Genomic DNA, 18,182 nt, shown 5'->3' on the forward strand with positions numbered 1-18,182 from the left:
GAGATTAAAAGAGAGATATAAAGGAGAGGGAAGAATAATGAAAGTTGCAGTAATAATGGGATCTAAATCAGATTTTCCAAAAGTAGAAGAAGGAATAAAAGTATTAAAAGAATTTGGTATAGAAGTAGTAGTCAGAGCTTTATCTGCTCATAGAACACCGGTTCAGTTAACAGAATGTTTAGAAGGGCTAGAAGACAATACAGATGTAATAATAGCAGCAGCTGGTAAAGCAGCACATCTTCCAGGTGTTATAGCAGCACAGACATTAATTCCAGTAGTTGGGCTTCCAATAAAATCATCAACTATGGATGGACTAGATTCGCTATTATCAATAGTTCAAATGCCAAAAGGTATACCAGTAGCTACAGTAGCTATAGATGGTGGTTTAAACTCTGCATTAATGGCTATACAGATGATGTCATTAAAATATCCTAAATTAAAAGAACAGTTAAAATCATACAGAGATGAAATGGCTAAAAAAGTTCTTGAAGATGATGAAAGCTTAAATATATAATTAAAAAATTTAGAGTTATAAATTGAGAAATAATTAAAAATTAAAAATAGAAAGTAATAAAAATTTTAAAATAGATATTTATAAAAGGAGTGAGTGTATGAGCGGAATAGTAGGTATTTACTCAGATAATAAAGTATCAAAAGAGCTATATTATGGAATTTATTCTATGCAACATAGAGGTCAAGAAAGTTGTGGTATGGCTGTTTACGATTCTGAGAAAAAAGAAATAGTTTATAAAAAAGAAAAAGGTTTAGTTGGAGATGCTTTTAAAGAAGACGAATTAAAAAATTATAATGGAAATCTTGGGATAGCACACGTTAGATCTTCTTCAGTTGGACACAATCACATTGCAAATACACAGCCATTCGTAGGAAGCTGTAGAAATAGAAATCTTGCAATAGTTGATAATGGAAGTTTAGTTAATGCAAATTATCTTAGAGAAACAATGGAAGAAGAAGGATTTATGTTCCAAACTAATTCAGATGCAGAGGTTATACTTCACATTCTAGCTAGATATTATAAAGGTGATATAGTTGAAGCTGTAAAAGTTACTATGGATTATATAAAAGGGTCTTATACATTAGCTATAATATGTGATGATTCTCTAGTTGCAGTTAGAGATCCTCATGGATTTAGATCACTTCTTTTAGGTAAAAAAGGAAATGAATATTTAATTGCTTCTGAAAATAGTGCAATAGAAATACTAGGTGGAGAAGTAATAAGAGATGTTGAACCAGGAGAAATAATAGTTATAAAAGATGGAGAATTAAAATCTTACAATTATTCAGATACATATAAACCAGTTAAAAAAAGCTGTATATTTGAACACATATATATAGCTAGAAATGATGCAACATTAGATGATTTAAACGCATATGAATTTAGAATAAATTGTGGTGCTTATCTTGCAAAAGATGAAGATGTAAAAGCTGATTGTGTTGTTCCAGTTCCTGATTCAGGTTGGGCAGGTGCTATTGGTTATGCAAATGCCAGTGGCTTACAGTTAAGTGAAGGATTAGTAAAAAATAGATATGTTGGTAGAACTTTTATAAAACCAACACAAGAAGAAAGAGAAATAGCTGTTAGAATAAAATTAAACCCACTAGTACCAGCATTAAAAGGTAAATCTATAATATTAGTAGATGACTCAATTGTAAGAGGTACAACTTCTAAACAGCTAGTTAAATCATTAAGACAGGCGGGAGTTAAGGAAGTTCATTTAAGAATAACTTCACCTCCAGTAAAATATCCTTGTTATTATGGAATAGATACACCAACAAGAGAAAGTTTACTTGCATCAGATCATTCAGTAGAAGAAATGAGAGAATACATAGGATGTGATACATTAAAATTCATATCTTCTGAAGGAATGAAGGAAGCAGCTAAAGGAATGAATACATTCTGTAAAGCTTGTTTTGATGGAGATTATGCAGTAAAAAAAATAGATAAATAAGTGAAAGTTTTAAAGTCGGTTTTGGTAAATAAAAAGCAAATCTAGGAGGAAATTAATAATGCTAACATACAAAGCTTCAGGAGTAAATATAGACGAAGGTAATAGAGCAGTAGACCTAATAAAAGGAAAAATAAAAGAAACATATGATGATAATGTAATAGGAGATTTAGGTAACTTCAGTGGTCTTTATAGTATAGCTGAATTTTCAGGAATGAAAGAACCAGTTATAATGGGAGCAACAGATGGAGTTGGAACAAAATTAAAAATAGCTCAGATGATGGACATACATCATACAGTTGGTATAGATTTAGTTGCAATGAGTGTTAATGACCTTATATGCCAAGGTGCTAGACCATTATTCTTCCTTGACTATATAGCTCTTGGAAAATTAGTTCCAGAACATATAGAAAAAATAGTTGAAGGTGTAGCGAATGGATGTAAAATGTCTGGCTGTGCATTAATCGGTGGCGAAACTGCTGAAATGCCAGGAATGTACGGAGAAGAAGATTACGACTTAGCAGGATTTGCTGTTGGTATAGCAGATAAATCAAAAGTTGTAACTGGTAAAGATGTAAAAGCTGGAGACGTTTTAGTAGGTATAACTTCAAGTGGTATACATTCAAATGGATTCTCATTTATAAGAAAAATATTCTTAGAAGAATTTAAATATGATATGGATCAATATGTTGAAGAATTAGGAATGACAGTAGGTGAAGCACTACTTACTCCAACAAAAATATATGTTAAATTAGCACTAGATTTAATAGAAAAACACAATATAAAAGCAATATCACATATAACTGGTGGTGGTGTTATAGAAAATATAACAAGAGTTATACCAAAAGGATTAGGACTTAATATAAACACTAAATCATGGGAAAAACCACCAATATTCAAAATGATAGAAGGATTCAATGCTGTTGAGCAGAGAGAATTACACAAAAGTTTCAATATGGGTATAGGACTTGTTCTTATAGTGAACAAAGAAGATGCTCAAAGTGTTGTAGATTACATAAATGCTAGACCAAGCGATAATAAATGCTTTGTTGAAGAAAAATATGCTGACCTTATGGAAGATAATGCATATATTATAGGTGAAGTTGTAGATACTCATGAAGGAGTAGAATTATGCTAAAAAATATTGCTGTTTTAGTATCAGGTGGAGGAACAAATCTTCAATCAATAATAGATGCAACAGAAAATGGAGAAATAAATGGTCAGATAAAAGTAGTAATTTCTAATAAAGAAAATGCGTATGGTCTTGAGAGAGCGAGAAAACATAACATAGAAGCTATTTTTGAAAATGATGAAAAAAAAGTAATAGAGATATTAAAAGAAAAAGAAATAGATGTAATAGTAATGGCTGGATATTTAAAAATAATTAGCTCAGAATTTGTAAATGAATTTAGCAATAAAATAGTAAATATTCACCCTTCTCTAATACCTTCTTTCTGCGGAAAGGGGTATTATGGGAAAAGAGTTCATCAAGGAGTTTTAGATTATGGAGCAAAAGTTACTGGAGCTACAGTTCACTTTGTAACAGAAGGAGCAGATGAGGGTCCAATAATAATGCAAGAAGCTGTAATAGTAGAACAAAATGATGATGCAGATACTCTAGCTGCTAGAGTACTTAAAGTAGAACATAAGATACTTAAAAAAAGTGTAGCACTTTTATGTGAAGACAAAATAAAAGTTGATGGAAGGAGAGTATATATAAATGAGTAAGAGAGCTTTAATAAGCGTAACAGACAAAACAGGAGTAGTTGAATTTGCAAAAGCATTAAATGAACTTGATTTTGAAATAATTTCTACAGGTAATACATTTAAAATCCTAAAAGAAAATGGAGTAAATGTAATGCAGGTTGAAGATGTTACTAAATTTCCAGAAATATTAGATGGTAGAGTAAAAACTTTAAATCCATTTATACATGGTGGAATACTTTACAGAAGAGATTTAGAATCTCATGTAGAAACAGTAAAAGAACATAAAATAAATTCAATAGATCTTGTATGTGTTAACCTTTATGATTTTGAAGGAACTTTAAAAGCAGGAAAAAGCCACGATGAAATGATAGAAAATATAGATATCGGTGGACCTTCAATGATAAGATCTGCTGCAAAAAATTATAAAGATGTTATAGTTGTTACAGACATAAAAGATTATGATCTTATAATAGAAGAGCTTAGAAAAGGTGAATTATCAGAAGAAGAGAGAAGAAAATTAGCATATAAAGCATTTTCAACTACAGGAAGATATGACGCAATGATATCAACTTACTTTGCTGAACAAGTTGGAGAAGAATATCCAGAGTTCTTAAATCTTACTTTCCAAAAAGAACAGACTTTAAGATATGGTGAAAATCCACATCAAAATGGAATACTATACTCTCAGCCAAATGCTAAAAATCCAATATTAAACTATGAACAGTTAAATGGAAAAGAATTATCTTTCAACAATTTAAATGACTTACATGGATGCTTAGAAGTTATGAGAGAGTTTAAAGATAGCAAAGAAGTAGCTGCAGTAGCTATAAAACACACAAATCCATGTGGAGTTGCGTTAGGAGAAACAGCATTAGAAGCATACACAAAATGCTATGAAGCTGATAAAACTTCTATATTCGGAGGAATAGTTGGTATAACTTCTACAGTTGATAAAGCTACAGCTGAAGAACTTCATAAAATATTCCTTGAAATAGTAGTTGCATATGATTTTACAGATGAAGCTTTAGAAGTTTTAAGAACTAAGAAAAATCTTAGAGTATTAAAACTTGCTAAAATAGAAGATAGCAAACAAAAATATGAAATGAAATATCTTGATGGAAAACTTTTAATTCAAGATAAAGATGTTAAATTAGCAGATAAATATGAAACAGTAACTAAATTAGAACCAACAGAAAAAGAATTAGAAGATATGAAATTTGGTATGAAAATAGTTAAAAATATGAAATCAAATGCTATAGCAGTTGTTAAAGATGGTCAGACTCTTGCATTAGGTTGTGGTCAGACTTCAAGAATATGGGCATTAAAAAATGCATTAGAAAATAATAAAGATGAAAAAGACTTTACAGGAGCAGTATTAGCTTCAGATGCATTCTTCCCATTTGATGATTGCGTAACATTGGCTCATGAATTTGGAATAAAAGCTATTGTACAACCAGGTGGATCAATAAGAGATAATGATTCAATAGAAGCTTGTGACAAATTTGATATGTCTATGGTATTTACAGGAGTAAGACACTTTAAACACTAATCAATAAGGAGAGTATGGATATGAAAATACTTGTTGTAGGCGGTGGCGGAAGAGAACACGCTATATGTTGGAAATTAAAACAAGAAAAAGATGTTGAAAAAATATATTGTGCTCCAGGAAATGCAGGAATAGCAGATTCAGCAGAATGTGTTGATATAAAAGATAATGATATAGAAAACCTAGTTAAATTTGCAAAAGATAATTCTATAGACCTTACAGTTGTAGGACCAGAAGTTCCACTTGTAATGGGAATAGTAGATGCTTTTGAAAAAGAAAATTTAAGAATATTTGGTCCAAATAAACAATGCGCTACTTTTGAAGGAAGTAAAGCATTTTCTAAAGATTTTATGATAAGAAATGATATACCAACTGCTAAATATAAAGAATATACTTCTTTAGATGAAGCTATATCAGAAATAGATAGCTTTGGATATCCAGTAGTTATAAAAGCAGATGGTCTTGCTGCAGGAAAAGGTGTTGTAATACCAGAAAATAGAGAAGATGCTATAAATACTTTAAAAGAAATGATGGAAGATAGAAAATTTGGAGATGCTGGAGATAAAGTTGTAATAGAAGAATTTTTAACAGGTATAGAAACTTCAATACTAGCATTTGTAGATAACAATACTATTGTTCCTATGGAAAGTGCAAAAGACCATAAAAAAGTAAATAATGGAGAAAAAGGACTAAATACAGGTGGAATGGGAACATTCTCTCCAAGTGAATTATGGACAGAGGAACTAGCAAATGATATAAAAGTTAATGTACTTGATAAAACTCTTAAAGGATTCCAAAATGATGGATTAGATTATAGAGGAATATTATTTGTTGGAATTATGATTACAAAAGAAGGAATAAAAGTACTTGAATACAATGTTAGATTTGGAGATCCAGAAACACAGTCAGTTCTTTTCAGATTAGAAACAGACTTAAACAAAATAATGAATGCTGTAATAGATAATAAACTTTCTGAAGTTGAGATTAAATACACAGATGAAGAAGCAATATGTGTTATGTTAACATCAGGAGGCTATCCAGAAGCCTATGAAAAAGGCAAAGAAATAAAAGGTCTTGACAAATTAGATGAAGAAATAGTAGTATTCCACAGTGGAACTAAAATGTCAGATGGTAAATTAGTTACAAACGGCGGTAGGGTTATAGGTATAACTGCTAAGGCAAAAAATGTATCTGAAGCTGCCGATAAAGTTTATGAAAATATAAAAAGAATAAACTTTGAAGGAATGCACTACAGAACTGATATAGGTCTGTAAAATTTCCGAAAAAAAATTTGGAGGAAGAGAAATGGATAAAAACGTCAAAAGAGTACTAGTCGAAAAAAGAAACGGCTTTGATCTTGAAGCAAGAGCTCTTAAAAAAGACATTGTTGAAAGTCTTCATATTGACTCTGTAGATTCTTTAAGAGTACTAAATAGATATGATGTAGAAGGCATATCTGAAGAAGTTTACCAAAATGCAGCAAACTCAATATTTTCAGAACCAAATATTGATGTTACTTATTTTGAAGAAATTCCAAATCTTAAAGATGAAAGAGTATTTGCCGTTGAATATCTTCCAGGACAGTATGACCAGAGAGCCGATTGGGCTGCTCAGTGTATACAGATATTAAATCAGGGAATGAGACCTGAATTAAAATCTGCTAAAGTATATATACTTTCTGGAAATATAACAGATGAAGAGTTCGACAGAATTAAAGGGTATATAATAAACCCTGTAGACAGTAGAGAATCTGATTTGGCAAAACCAGAAACACTTGCGATGGTTACAGAAATACCAACAGAAGTAGCTACACTAGATGGATTTATAGAACTAGATGAATCAGGACTTGAAGACTTTGTAAAATCTCAAGGATTAGCGATGACTCTAGAAGATTTAAAACATGTTCAAGTTTACTTTAGAGATGAAGAACATAGAAATCCAACTATAACAGAAATAAAAGTTTTAGATACTTATTGGTCAGACCATTGTAGACACACTACTTTCATGACAGAACTTGAAAATGTAGAAATAGCTGAAGGTAAATATACTGATGCTATAAAAGACACTTTCGAAGACTACATGAATACTAGAAAAGAAATTTATGTAGACAGAAAAAAAGATGTTTGCTTAATGGACATAGCTACTTTAGCAATGAAAAAACTAAAGAAAGAAGGAAAATTAGCAGACCTTGATGAAAGTGAAGAAATAAATGCTTGTTCAATAAATGTAGATGTAGAAATCGACGGAAAAAATGAACAATATTTAGTAATGTTTAAAAATGAAACACACAACCATCCGACAGAAATAGAACCATTTGGAGGAGCAGCTACTTGTTTAGGTGGAGCAATAAGAGACCCATTATCAGGAAGATCTTATGTTTACCAAGCAATGCGTGTAACTGGTGCTGCAGATCCAAGAACTTCATTAGAAGATACACTACCAGGAAAATTAATGCAGAAAAAAATAGTTACAGAAGCAGCAAATGGTTATAGTTCTTACGGAAACCAGATAGGTTTAACAACTGGTCAAGTAGCAGAAGTATACGATGAAGATTTCGTAGCTAAGAGAATGGAAATAGGTGCTGTAATAGCAGCAGCTCCAAAAGAAAATGTAGTAAGAAAAAGACCAGAAGCTGGAGATGTAATAGTTTTACTTGGTGGTAAAACAGGTAGAGATGGTTGCGGTGGAGCAACTGGATCTTCAAAAGAACACAGTGAAGAATCAATAAATACTTGCTCAGCTGAAGTTCAAAAAGGTGATGCACCTAATGAAAGAAAAATCCAAAGATTCTTTAGAAATAAAGAAGCAGCTCAAATGATAAAAAGATGTAATGACTTTGGTGCTGGTGGAGTATGTGTTGCTATAGGTGAAATTGCAGAAAGTTTAGATATAAACTTAGATTTAGTTCCTAAAAAATATGATGGACTTGATGGAACAGAACTTGCAATCTCAGAATCACAAGAACGTATGGCAGTTGCAATAGATGCTGCTAATAAAGATAGATTTATAGAATTAGCAAGAATAGAAAATCTTGAAGCTACTCATGTTGCTACAGTTACTGATACAGGATATATGAGATTATTCTGGAATGGTAAAACAATAGTTGACTTAAAAAGAGCATTCTTAGATACTAATGGTGCTAAACAAAAAACTAATGTAGTAGTCGAAAAAGTAGATGAAGAAAATACATTCTTTGATAATACAGATATAGTAGAAGGTGCTGAAACTGTAAAAGAAAAATTCCATAAAGCATTATCAGATTTAAATGTTTGTTCTCAGAAAGGACTAGTTGAAAAATTTGATAATACTATAGGTGGTAATACAGTTGTAATGCCATTTGGTGGAAAATATCAGGCAACTCCAGAACAAGGTATGGTTGCAAAAATACCAGTACTTGGAGGAGAAACTAATACTTCTACAATAATGACTTATGGATATAATCCTAAAATAGGTAAATGGTCTCCATACCATGGTGCACTATATGCAGTAGTTGAATCTGTTGCTAAATTAGTTGCTCTTGGAGGAAATTATGCTACTACAAGACTTACATTCCAAGAATACTTTGAAAGACTTGGAAAATCTCCAGAAAGATGGGGTAAACCATTTGCAGCTTTACTTGGTGCATACTATGCTCAAGAACAATTTGAAATACCTGCAATAGGTGGTAAAGACTCTATGTCAGGAACATTTAAAGATATAGATGTACCTCCAACATTAGTTTCATTTGCAGTTGATACTGTAGATGCTAAAAATGTAGTTACTTCAGAATTTAAAAAAGCTGGATCAAAAGTAGTTAAAATATCAGCAGCTACTTTAGATAATGGAGTAGTAGACTTTGATGAATTAAAGAAAAATCTTACAAAAGTAAGAGAATTAATATTAGAAGGAAAAGTGCTTTCAAGTTATGCACTTGGATTTGCTGGTGTTGGTGAAGCTATAGCTAAAATGGGATTTGGTAACCAAATAGGATTCAAATTCAGTGAAGAAGCTGTAGAAGCTTATGAAAATACAGATGATTTATTTGCTGCAGATTATGGAACAATAATATTAGAATTAGCTGAAGATGATTTATCATCATTAAAAGGATATAGATGCATATTACTTGGAGAAACAACAGAAACTCCTGCGATAGAATTTGCTGATGAAAAAGTATGCCTAGGTGACTTATATAAATCACATTGTAATACTTTAGAAACTATATACCCAACAAAATCTACTGAAATAAAATCAGAAGTTAAAAATATAAGCTATGTTAGAACTGGTTCTCCAGCAAAATCTTCATTAAGTATAGTAAAACCTAAAATATTAATTCCAGCATTCCCTGGAACAAACTGTGAATATGATTCTGCTAGAGCTTTTGAAAGAGCTGGTGGAGAAGCTAATATAAAAGTATTCAGAAACTTATCTTATAAAGATATAGAAGAATCAATAGATATAATGGTTGAAGAAATCAAAAAATCACAGATAATAATGCTTCCTGGTGGATTCAGTGCTGGAGATGAACCAGATGGTTCTGCTAAATTTATAGCAACAGTATTTAGAAATCCAAAAATGAAAGAAGCTGTTCATGAATTCTTAAATGAAAGAGATGGATTAATGCTAGGTATCTGTAATGGATTCCAGGCTCTTATAAAACTTGGCTTAGTTCCATATGGAAAAATAATAGAGCCTTGTGAAGAAGCTCCAACTCTTACTTACAACAATATAGGTCGTCATCAGGCCAAAGTTGTAAATACTAGAATAGCATCAAATAAATCTCCATGGCTTGCTCAGACAGAAGTTGGAGATATACACAGTATACCAATATCACATGGAGAAGGTAGATTCGTTGCAAGTGAAGAAGTAATGAAAAAACTTATAGAAAACGGACAGATAGCTACTCAGTACGTAGACTTCAATGGAAATGCTACATATGATATAGAACACAATCCAAATGGTTCATTCTATGCAGTAGAAGGTATAACAAGTGAAGATGGTAGAGTATTTGGTAAAATGGGTCACTCAGAAAGATTAAGTGACAATGTTACTAAAAACATACCAGGAGAAAAAGATCAGAAAATATTCGAATCTGGAGTTCTTTACTTCAAATAGAATAACGGAAAAAATCATATCGTTAAATTAAATATAAAAAAGTAAAATCGTGAATTAAATATATAAGAAGGACTAAATTCTTAAAAGACTACCCGCTCAAATGTCTAAAGAATTTGGTCCTTTTTAATATTTTATTTATAAATATAATAAATAAAAAAAGAGAATTAAAATTATAAAATTAATTAAACAATAATGTTATATTTGTAGTATAATTTTAATAGATAAATTATATTTTATAAGGAGGGCAAATATGAATATAGAAAACTTTACAAAAGAGACTTTAGAGAGCCTTCAAAAAGAATTAAGTAGTACAATAGAAAGTATAAGAAAAATAAAATTCAACGGAAATACGCTTTATATAGTAATAGATAAAGAAGAAATAAGTCCTGAGATAATAGATATTATGAAAACATATATTATAACAAAATCAGGAATAAGCTATGGAATAAATATAGTATTTTTAAATGAAAGTGATTTAATTGATCTTGGTCTTAGAAAAATAGCTGAAATACAAATGTCTAAGAATTTTTCAGAAGATGATAAAGAAGAAAAAGAAAGTACTATAGAAGTAAAAAGACCTGATGAAGAAAGTTCAAAATCTGAAGAAAAAGAAGAATATAAAGAAGAAGCAGATATAAATAGAATAGATGCTATGGATGTTTGGAAAGTTATGCTAGGAAGAATACAAGAACTTATAAGTCCAGCAGTATATAAAGCATTATTTAAAGATAGCAAACAAATAGATTATAAAATGGGGATAGTTTATATATTAGTTGGTGATACTAGAGTTGTACAGATAATGGAAACACAATATTTAAGATTTTTACAAGATGTTTCAGAAGATTTATTTGGAATTAGGTTATCATTTAGATTTGTTGTAGATGAAAAAGAAAATATAAATAAAAATGATGAAGAAGTGTATCCAGCTAGTATGAATGATTTAAATGATTTTTTTACTTTTTTAAATAATATATATAATAAATAAGGTATAAATCTAAAATACAGTTTACATAAAATTTAAGGTTGATTATAGAGAAAGAGAATACTAAATTTTACAGCAGAGATTAGTATTCTCTTTTTCTATATAAAAAATATAATAAACTTTAAATTTAATAAATGTTCAAAGTATCTTCATTGAATAAAAAAAATTAACTGATATACTTAGTATATAAGAAAATAATAGCTTGTTATTAATTAAAATAGACTTTTAGAAATGGGGCGAAAATAATGGAATTTAATTACAATTTACCAGTAAATATTATATTTGGTCGAGGAAAAGTAAATGAATTAGGAAAAAGAAGCATAAAATATGGGAACAAAGCATTAGTAGTAACAGGAAAAAATAGTTCTAAAAAATCAGGACTCCTTGATAAATCAATAAAACTTTTAGAAAAAGAAGGTATAGAAACTATTATATTTGATAAAGTAACTAAAAATCCATTAATATCTACAGTTGAAGAAGGTGCAACTATTATAAAATCTGAAAAATGTGATATGGTTGTAGCTATCGGAGGGGGTAGTATAATGGATGCAGCAAAGGCAATTGCTTTTATAGCTGTAAATGAAGGAAATATAAAGGATTATATGTATGGAGAAAAAGAATCAGATAAAGCACTTCCAATTATATTAGTTCCAACAACATCAGGAACAGGTAGTGAAGGGAATTGTTATTCTGTTTTAACAGATGAAACAAACAATGATAAAAAATCTCTTAGAACACCAGCGATATATGCAAAAGAATCTATAGTAGATCCAGAGCTTATGATAACTATGCCTAAAAAAGTAAAATCAGCGGTAATATTTGATGCAGCTGCACATGCTATGGAAGCCGCAGTTAGTAAGAAGAGAAATCCACTTTCAGATATGTATTCACTTTATGCTATGAAACTTATAGCAGATAACGCAGAAAATGCAGTAAATGATGAAAATATAGATTACGATATATGGGAAAAAATAACTTTAGGAAGTACTTTAGCAGGCATGGCGATAGGTTGTTCAAGTTGTGCATTACCTCATGCACTAGAACATCCTGCAAGTGGACTTAAAGATATTGTACATGGAGAAGGATTAGCAGCTATAACTCCAACTATTATTGAATTATCATGGGAAAGTGATCCAGAAAGATACGCAGCTATATCAGCTCTTTTAGGAGGAAATAGTGCATTAGATTGTGCAGATAGAGTAAGAGATTTCTTAAAAAGAATAGATTTAGATGTTACTCTAAAAGATTTAGGGATAGAAGAAAAAGATGTAGATTGGATGGTAGAAAATGCTTTTAAAGTTTCAGCAGGAAATATAGCTAATCATCCAAAAAAATTTAGTAAAGAAGAGATAAAAGAAATATACTTAAAATCTCTTTAAAATAAATATCAAATTAAAATTTAAAAACAAAATACAATATAAAACTCCTTATTAAATAGATATTCTAATTAAGGAGTTTTATCTTATATACAATTAAATTTGAGAAACTAACTAAATATATTCAAAAGTATTAGTATAAATTAAGGTGTATATAAGAATTTATATATATTATAATAAGATATATATAAGAAAGAAGGTATTTTATGTTTGGGTATGTAAAAATAAATAAAATGGATTTGACATTTAGAGAATATGAATATTATAAAAGTTACTACTGTGGTCTTTGTAAAACATTGAAAAAAAATCATGGAGAAGTATCTAGGTTTTCTTTAAACTACGACATTACTTTTTTAATAGTGCTTTTATCAGCTATATATAATCCAGAATCAGAGATTACAGAAGAAGTGTGTATAGCAAATCCAATAAAAAAGAAAAAGGTTCAAAAAAATGAAATAACAGAATATGCAGCAGCTATGAATGTTTTACTAGCATATTTTAAATTAAAAGATAATGTAAAAGATGAAAGAAGAATAAAAGATAAAATAGCGTATAATATGTATAAAGGAAGTTTAAAAGATACAAAAAATAAGTATAAATATAAAGCAGAATATATAGAAAAATGTTTATATGAACTAGAAGTTTTGGAAGCTGAAGATTCTATAGATTTAGATGATGTATCAAATACTTTTGGAAAATTAATGGGAGAAATTTTTGCATACAAAAAAGATGAGTATGAAGAAATTCTTAGAAATATAGGATTTAATATAGGTAAATATGTTTACATATTAGATGCTTATGAAGATTTACCTGAAGACATAGAAAAAAATAGATATAATCCATTTAAAGAATATAAACCCAAGAGTGAAGAATTAAAGAAAAAAGTAGATAGAATAATATCGATGAGTTTAGGAATGCTTGGTAGAAATATAGATATGTTAAATCTCAAAAGAAATGTAGGTATAATAGAAAATATAATATATTCTGGTGTATACTTAAGATATAAAAATATATTATATGGAGATGGTAAGGATAAAAATGGAGATGTAAGTCATATAAACTAATAAAAATAGAAAGGAATGTAAATTATGTACGGTGAAGCTATAAATAGAAATACATACAATGAAGCTAGAAGATTAATATCTAATGGAAAATTTTCTGAAGCATATAGAATTTTAAAAGAAGTAATTTCAAGTGATAGAACTGCTGAATGGTTTTTCTTAACAGGAATGGCAGCTATGAAAATGGGTAGATATGATGAAGGTGAAGATTATATAAAAAGAGCAAGATTTATGGATCCAGAAAATAGAGAATATGATGAAGCGTATAATCAATTTAGTTCATATAGAAATGATTATGATAATAGAGCTAGATACTACAATGAAAGAAGAAGATATGATTCTGGTGGATGCTGTTGCAATCCTTGTTGCTGTTGTTGTGGAGACGATTGTGCGAATACATGCTGTCAGTTATGGTGTTTAGATTCATGCTGTGAATGTATGGGTGGAGATTTTATAACTTGTTGTTAAAATATAAAATTGAAATGGAAGTTTTCATATGGATAATATAAATAAAAAAATATCTCTAGGTGGAATGTTATTGGCCATAGAATCTATTATATTTATGCTAATAAATTTTATTCCTTCGAATACAATTTTTTTAATGGTAATTGCTTCTTTTATATCTTCAATACTTATATATGAGTATGGTGAAAAAATAGGTGTTGTATTTACTATTGCATCAATAATTTTATCTTTTTTTATAATAAGTAATAAGATACATTGGTTTTTATATGCAATATCATTTTCAATATATGGATTAATCAAATCTATTATTGAAAGAGGAAGAAGTAGAATAGTTGAATATGGAATGAAATTTGTATTTGCAAATATAATATTTTTAATAATAGTATATGTACTAAAAAGTTTTATACAATTTGATTTTAAAATAATAATGTTTTTATTTTTAAATATACTATTTTTAGTATATGATATTTTCTATAGCCAATTTATAAGATTTTATAAAAATAATATAAGAAATAAGATAATTAAATATATAGAATAGTTAAAAAGTATCTCTAATAATTTTAGAGATACTTTTTTTTATGAAAGAATATAAAAGATTTATTATGATAGTGATAAAAATTGCACTTTAAGATGTATAACTTGAAGTTTTTATTCTTATGATAAGAGATTATAATTTAAATATAGGGATTGGGAAAACATTTTTAAACTTATGATATATAATTTATATGGGAGGTGTAAAGGTGAGAACTTTAAAGATAATAAAAGAATTATCGAGCACAAATAAGTACTTATCAATAGATTATTTTATAAATAAATTATCTATATCAAAAAGAACTATTCAAAAAGAACTTTCTTATATAAATAAAATAAGTAAAAAAAATGGTTTTGATTTAATACAAAAAAGAGGAAAAGGATATTTATTGCGAATAGATGATACAGAAAAATTTGGAAATTTCCTCAAAGAACTTGATTATTATGAAATAAAAGAATTTACAATTGATAATCTTATAGCATATCTATCTATACAAAATAATTATGTAGTAACAGAAGATATAGCGAATTATTTTGAAGTCAGTGTATCAAGTATTAGAAATCAAGTTAGAAAAATAGACTTTTATTTAGAAAAATTTAATTTGAGTATAGATAGAAAAGCTCATTATGGTTTAAAAATAAAAGAAGAATTAATAAATAGAAAAAATCTAATAAATCAACTTTTAAGTAAGAAAAATAAAATTATACTTGAAGAAATGAATGATACATTCAGTGATAGATTTAAAAATTTAAAAAGAATAATATCAAATTATATAAAAGAGAAAGAATATTCAATAAATGATTCAGAAAGAGAAAAAATTATAAATAACATTAAAGTCATTCTATATATAAATAAGAAAAATGAAATATTAAAAAGACAATCTTACAAAGATAAATATATAAATGATATACAAGACTATTATGAAATAGGAATTTCATTAAACGATTATAAAGAAATAACAAATACATTTGATAAATTTGTAATAAATAAAGAAAAATCAGAAAGTAAAATAACAATAGAAAATCTAAAAAAAGATATTAATATTTTTATAAAAGAAATTGATAAAGAATATAATACTAATTTTTATAAGGATGAAGACTTTAAAAGGTTACTTACAACTCATGTATCATTACTTATAGAAAGATTGAGGTTGAAAGTATCTTATACAAATGTTTTAATAGAAGAAATTTTAATAAGGTACCCTATGATATTTAATATAGCTATTAAATTTGCGAATATGATTTCAGAGAAATATGAAGTAATTATTACAGAGGAAGAGGTTGGATTCATAGCAACACATTTTTGTGTTCATATGGAAAAGGAAGGATATAGAAATTATCTAAATATAGAGAAAATAGCAATAGTTTGTTCTAGTGGAGGAGGCAGTTCCTACTTACTACAGATGAAAATAATTAATTTATTTAAAAATTCAAATATAAAGACATTCTCATTTTATGATATTAAATCTATTGAAGAATTTGAACCAGATATTATTTTTTCTATAAAAGAATTAGATTTAAGTATAAGTGTTCCAGTAATAATAATAAAAGAATTTTTAGATGATAATGATATGTTAAATATAAAAAAATTATTACTATTTACAGATAGAGATAAACAAGTTTCTTTAAATGAAACAAAGAATGTATTTATAAAAAATATATTGAAAAAAGAATATTTTAGCATAGATTATACAAATGAAAATTATATAGATATAATATCAGAAATGGCAGAAGAAATAGAAAAAGATGGTATAGGTGGAGCAGAATATAAAAATAGAGTATTAGAAAGAGAGAGTTATGTTTCAACCATTTATACAAATGGAATAGCAATTCCACATCCAATAGAAATGGGATCAAATGAAGATTTAGTATCTATAAAAATATTAAAAAATGAAGTTTTTTATAAAGATAAAAAAGTAAATATAATTTTTATGGTTTCATTACAAAAAAAGAATTATGAGTTACAAAAAGAAATTACAAAAAGTTTATATAATTTAATACAAGATATAGAAATTATAAAAAAATTGCATAAAGCAAAGACATATGAGGAGTTTATAGCAATTATAGAACCATTTATATAGAAAAGATAATTATAAAAAGGAGGAGATAAAAATGGATAAAAAATTTTTAGAAGAATTATGTGAAATAGATGGAATAGCCTCTAATGAATTTGATGTTGCGTTTAAACTAAAAAATAAATTTAAAAATGCAGATAGAATGTTAATTGATGGATTAGGTAGTCAAATATTTGAATACTCAAGTGAAGGACCCAAAATTATGTTTGCAGCACACATGGATGAAGTTGGTTTTATGATAAAAAATATTAGAGAGAATGGTCTAATAGATTTAATACCTATTGGCGGAGTAAAAGAAACTGCAAAAGGATTTCAAAAAGCTAGAATCACAACATCTGAAGGAAGTAAAATTATAGGATTAATAAATTCTACAGATGATAAATTGTATATGGATATTGGTGTAGATAGTGATAAATCAGTTGAAAATCTAGGAATAGATATAGGAGATATGGTGTGTTTTGCTAGTAAATCTGAATGGTTAAATGAAGATATTTTAATGGCAAAAGCATTAGATGATAGAATAGGAAATTTTATATTATCAGAAGTAGCAAAAGAAATAAATAATCTAAAAGAAAGAAAAAATAGTATATATTTATGTAATACAGTGCAAGAAGAAGTAGGCACAAGAGGTGGTAAATGTAGCACAGATATAATAAAACCAGATGTATTTTTTGCTATAGATGTTGCAACAGCACCAGATTTAAATAGAGGTTGTGATAATCATAGAAAAATAGGAAATGGTTTTATGATATTACATTATGACAAAACTATGATCCCCAATAAGAAATTTTTGAATTATATAAAAAATTTAGCAAAAGAAAATAATATAATTTTTCAAAAAGATATGTTTGGTGGAGGTGGAACTGATGCAGGTAATGCACATTTAGTTAGCGGAGGTAGACTTGCAATAGTTCTTGGAGTGCCATTAAGATATTGCCACGGAAATTATTCTATGGTGAATATGAAAGATGTAGAATCGCTTATAAAGTTTATAGTTGAAATAATAAAAGATTTAGATACTGATAAACTTAAAGATATAAAAAAATATGTTTAAATTTAGTGGAGGTTTAAATGAACGAATTAGAACAAAAAATAATAGGAATAATTTCATCTGCCGGAGAAAGTAAGGCAAAAGCATTTGAAGCACTTAGAAAAGTAAAAGATAGAGATTTTGAAGCAGCGAAAAAACTTATGGAAGAATCAAAAGAAATAGATTTAGAAGCACATAAAATTCAAACTGAATTAATAGTTGCTGAAATGCAAGAAGATAAAGAAAATAAACCTGAAATAAGTTTATTAATGGTACATGCACAAGATCACTACATGACTTCTCAATTAGCAAGAGATATTGTAGATGTTCTGATAGATATATTTGATAATTAGG

Annotated in this window: 15 protein-coding genes; all 15 read left to right on the forward strand. The window is 28.2% G+C overall.

Annotated features, from left to right (window positions below; all coding sequences use genetic code 11):
• The first annotated feature begins 37 nt into the window (after positions 1-37).
• The 15 genes from purE (at position 38) to Q1J78_RS00575 (ending at position 18,181) form a co-directional block, all read left to right on the forward strand.
• Positions 38-514, forward strand: coding sequence for a 5-(carboxyamino)imidazole ribonucleotide mutase (gene purE, locus Q1J78_RS00505; RefSeq protein ID WP_300280304.1), 477 nt, complete (start codon positions 38-40; stop codon positions 512-514).
• A 97-nt stretch (positions 515-611) separates the two neighbouring features.
• Positions 612-1,967: an amidophosphoribosyltransferase gene (gene purF, locus Q1J78_RS00510; RefSeq protein WP_300280306.1), complete on the forward strand. Its 1,356-nt coding sequence runs from the start codon at positions 612-614 to the stop codon at positions 1,965-1,967.
• A gap of 58 nt (positions 1,968-2,025) precedes the next feature.
• Entirely contained in the window at positions 2,026-3,102 is a 1,077-nt protein-coding gene (purM, locus tag Q1J78_RS00515; RefSeq protein WP_300280309.1) for a phosphoribosylformylglycinamidine cyclo-ligase, read from the forward strand.
• Positions 3,096-3,692, forward strand: a complete 597-nt coding sequence (purN, locus tag Q1J78_RS00520; protein ID WP_300280312.1) for a phosphoribosylglycinamide formyltransferase — start codon at positions 3,096-3,098, stop codon at positions 3,690-3,692. Before purM ends, purN begins: the two co-directional genes overlap by 7 nt.
• Complete coding sequence (purH, locus tag Q1J78_RS00525; RefSeq protein WP_300280315.1) at positions 3,685-5,220, forward strand: bifunctional phosphoribosylaminoimidazolecarboxamide formyltransferase/IMP cyclohydrolase; 1,536 nt, start codon at positions 3,685-3,687, stop codon at positions 5,218-5,220. The genes purN and purH overlap by 8 nt, the downstream gene beginning before the upstream one ends.
• Before the next feature lie 20 nt (positions 5,221-5,240).
• Entirely contained in the window at positions 5,241-6,491 is a 1,251-nt protein-coding gene (gene purD / locus Q1J78_RS00530; RefSeq protein WP_300280318.1) for a phosphoribosylamine--glycine ligase, read from the forward strand.
• Between the two features lie 31 nt (positions 6,492-6,522).
• Positions 6,523-10,308, forward strand: coding sequence for a phosphoribosylformylglycinamidine synthase (locus Q1J78_RS00535; protein WP_300280321.1), 3,786 nt, complete (start codon positions 6,523-6,525; stop codon positions 10,306-10,308).
• Between the two features lie 250 nt (positions 10,309-10,558).
• Entirely contained in the window at positions 10,559-11,293 is a 735-nt protein-coding gene (locus Q1J78_RS00540; protein ID WP_300280324.1) for a hypothetical protein, read from the forward strand.
• Between the two features lie 242 nt (positions 11,294-11,535).
• Complete coding sequence (locus tag Q1J78_RS00545; protein WP_300280326.1) at positions 11,536-12,669, forward strand: iron-containing alcohol dehydrogenase; 1,134 nt, start codon at positions 11,536-11,538, stop codon at positions 12,667-12,669.
• Positions 12,670-12,872: 203 nt separating this feature from the next.
• Entirely contained in the window at positions 12,873-13,730 is an 858-nt protein-coding gene (locus Q1J78_RS00550; RefSeq protein WP_300280329.1) for a DUF5685 family protein, read from the forward strand.
• Between the two features lie 24 nt (positions 13,731-13,754).
• Entirely contained in the window at positions 13,755-14,195 is a 441-nt protein-coding gene (locus Q1J78_RS00555; RefSeq protein WP_300280332.1) for a tetratricopeptide repeat protein, read from the forward strand.
• A 28-nt stretch (positions 14,196-14,223) separates the two neighbouring features.
• Positions 14,224-14,730 carry a hypothetical protein gene (locus Q1J78_RS00560; RefSeq protein ID WP_300280335.1) on the forward strand — a complete coding sequence of 169 codons (507 nt, stop codon included), beginning with the start codon at positions 14,224-14,226 and terminating at the stop codon, positions 14,728-14,730.
• A 202-nt stretch (positions 14,731-14,932) separates the two neighbouring features.
• Positions 14,933-16,804 (forward strand): BglG family transcription antiterminator, encoded by a 1,872-nt coding sequence (locus Q1J78_RS00565; RefSeq protein ID WP_300280338.1) that lies wholly within the window; start codon positions 14,933-14,935, stop codon positions 16,802-16,804.
• 31 nt (positions 16,805-16,835) lie between these two features.
• Positions 16,836-17,852, forward strand: coding sequence for a zinc-binding metallopeptidase family protein (locus tag Q1J78_RS00570; protein WP_300280342.1), 1,017 nt, complete (start codon positions 16,836-16,838; stop codon positions 17,850-17,852).
• Positions 17,853-17,869: 17 nt separating this feature from the next.
• Positions 17,870-18,181 carry a PTS lactose/cellobiose transporter subunit IIA gene (locus Q1J78_RS00575; RefSeq protein ID WP_300280345.1) on the forward strand — a complete coding sequence of 104 codons (312 nt, stop codon included), beginning with the start codon at positions 17,870-17,872 and terminating at the stop codon, positions 18,179-18,181.
• Position 18,182: the final 1 nt, after the last annotated feature.

It is taken from the genome of Peptacetobacter sp. (genome assembly GCF_029264495.1).
GTDB lineage: Bacteria > Bacillota > Clostridia > Peptostreptococcales > Peptostreptococcaceae > Peptacetobacter.

What these genes read in the sequence shown, in the direction of transcription:
- purE (WP_300280304.1), top strand. Translation starts at nt 38, where the DNA reads ATGAAAGTTGCAGTAATAATGGGATCTAAATCAGATTTTCCAAAAGTA.
- purF (WP_300280306.1), top strand. Translation starts at nt 612, where the DNA reads ATGAGCGGAATAGTAGGTATTTACTCAGATAATAAAGTATCAAAAGAG.
- purM (WP_300280309.1), top strand. Translation starts at nt 2,026, where the DNA reads ATGCTAACATACAAAGCTTCAGGAGTAAATATAGACGAAGGTAATAGA.
- purN (WP_300280312.1), top strand. Translation starts at nt 3,096, where the DNA reads ATGCTAAAAAATATTGCTGTTTTAGTATCAGGTGGAGGAACAAATCTT.
- purH (WP_300280315.1), top strand. Translation starts at nt 3,685, where the DNA reads ATGAGTAAGAGAGCTTTAATAAGCGTAACAGACAAAACAGGAGTAGTT.
- purD (WP_300280318.1), top strand. Translation starts at nt 5,241, where the DNA reads ATGAAAATACTTGTTGTAGGCGGTGGCGGAAGAGAACACGCTATATGT.
- Q1J78_RS00535 (WP_300280321.1), top strand. Translation starts at nt 6,523, where the DNA reads ATGGATAAAAACGTCAAAAGAGTACTAGTCGAAAAAAGAAACGGCTTT.
- Q1J78_RS00540 (WP_300280324.1), top strand. Translation starts at nt 10,559, where the DNA reads ATGAATATAGAAAACTTTACAAAAGAGACTTTAGAGAGCCTTCAAAAA.
- Q1J78_RS00545 (WP_300280326.1), top strand. Translation starts at nt 11,536, where the DNA reads ATGGAATTTAATTACAATTTACCAGTAAATATTATATTTGGTCGAGGA.
- Q1J78_RS00550 (WP_300280329.1), top strand. Translation starts at nt 12,873, where the DNA reads ATGTTTGGGTATGTAAAAATAAATAAAATGGATTTGACATTTAGAGAA.
- Q1J78_RS00555 (WP_300280332.1), top strand. Translation starts at nt 13,755, where the DNA reads ATGTACGGTGAAGCTATAAATAGAAATACATACAATGAAGCTAGAAGA.
- Q1J78_RS00560 (WP_300280335.1), top strand. Translation starts at nt 14,224, where the DNA reads ATGGATAATATAAATAAAAAAATATCTCTAGGTGGAATGTTATTGGCC.
- Q1J78_RS00570 (WP_300280342.1), top strand. Translation starts at nt 16,836, where the DNA reads ATGGATAAAAAATTTTTAGAAGAATTATGTGAAATAGATGGAATAGCC.
- Q1J78_RS00575 (WP_300280345.1), top strand. Translation starts at nt 17,870, where the DNA reads ATGAACGAATTAGAACAAAAAATAATAGGAATAATTTCATCTGCCGGA.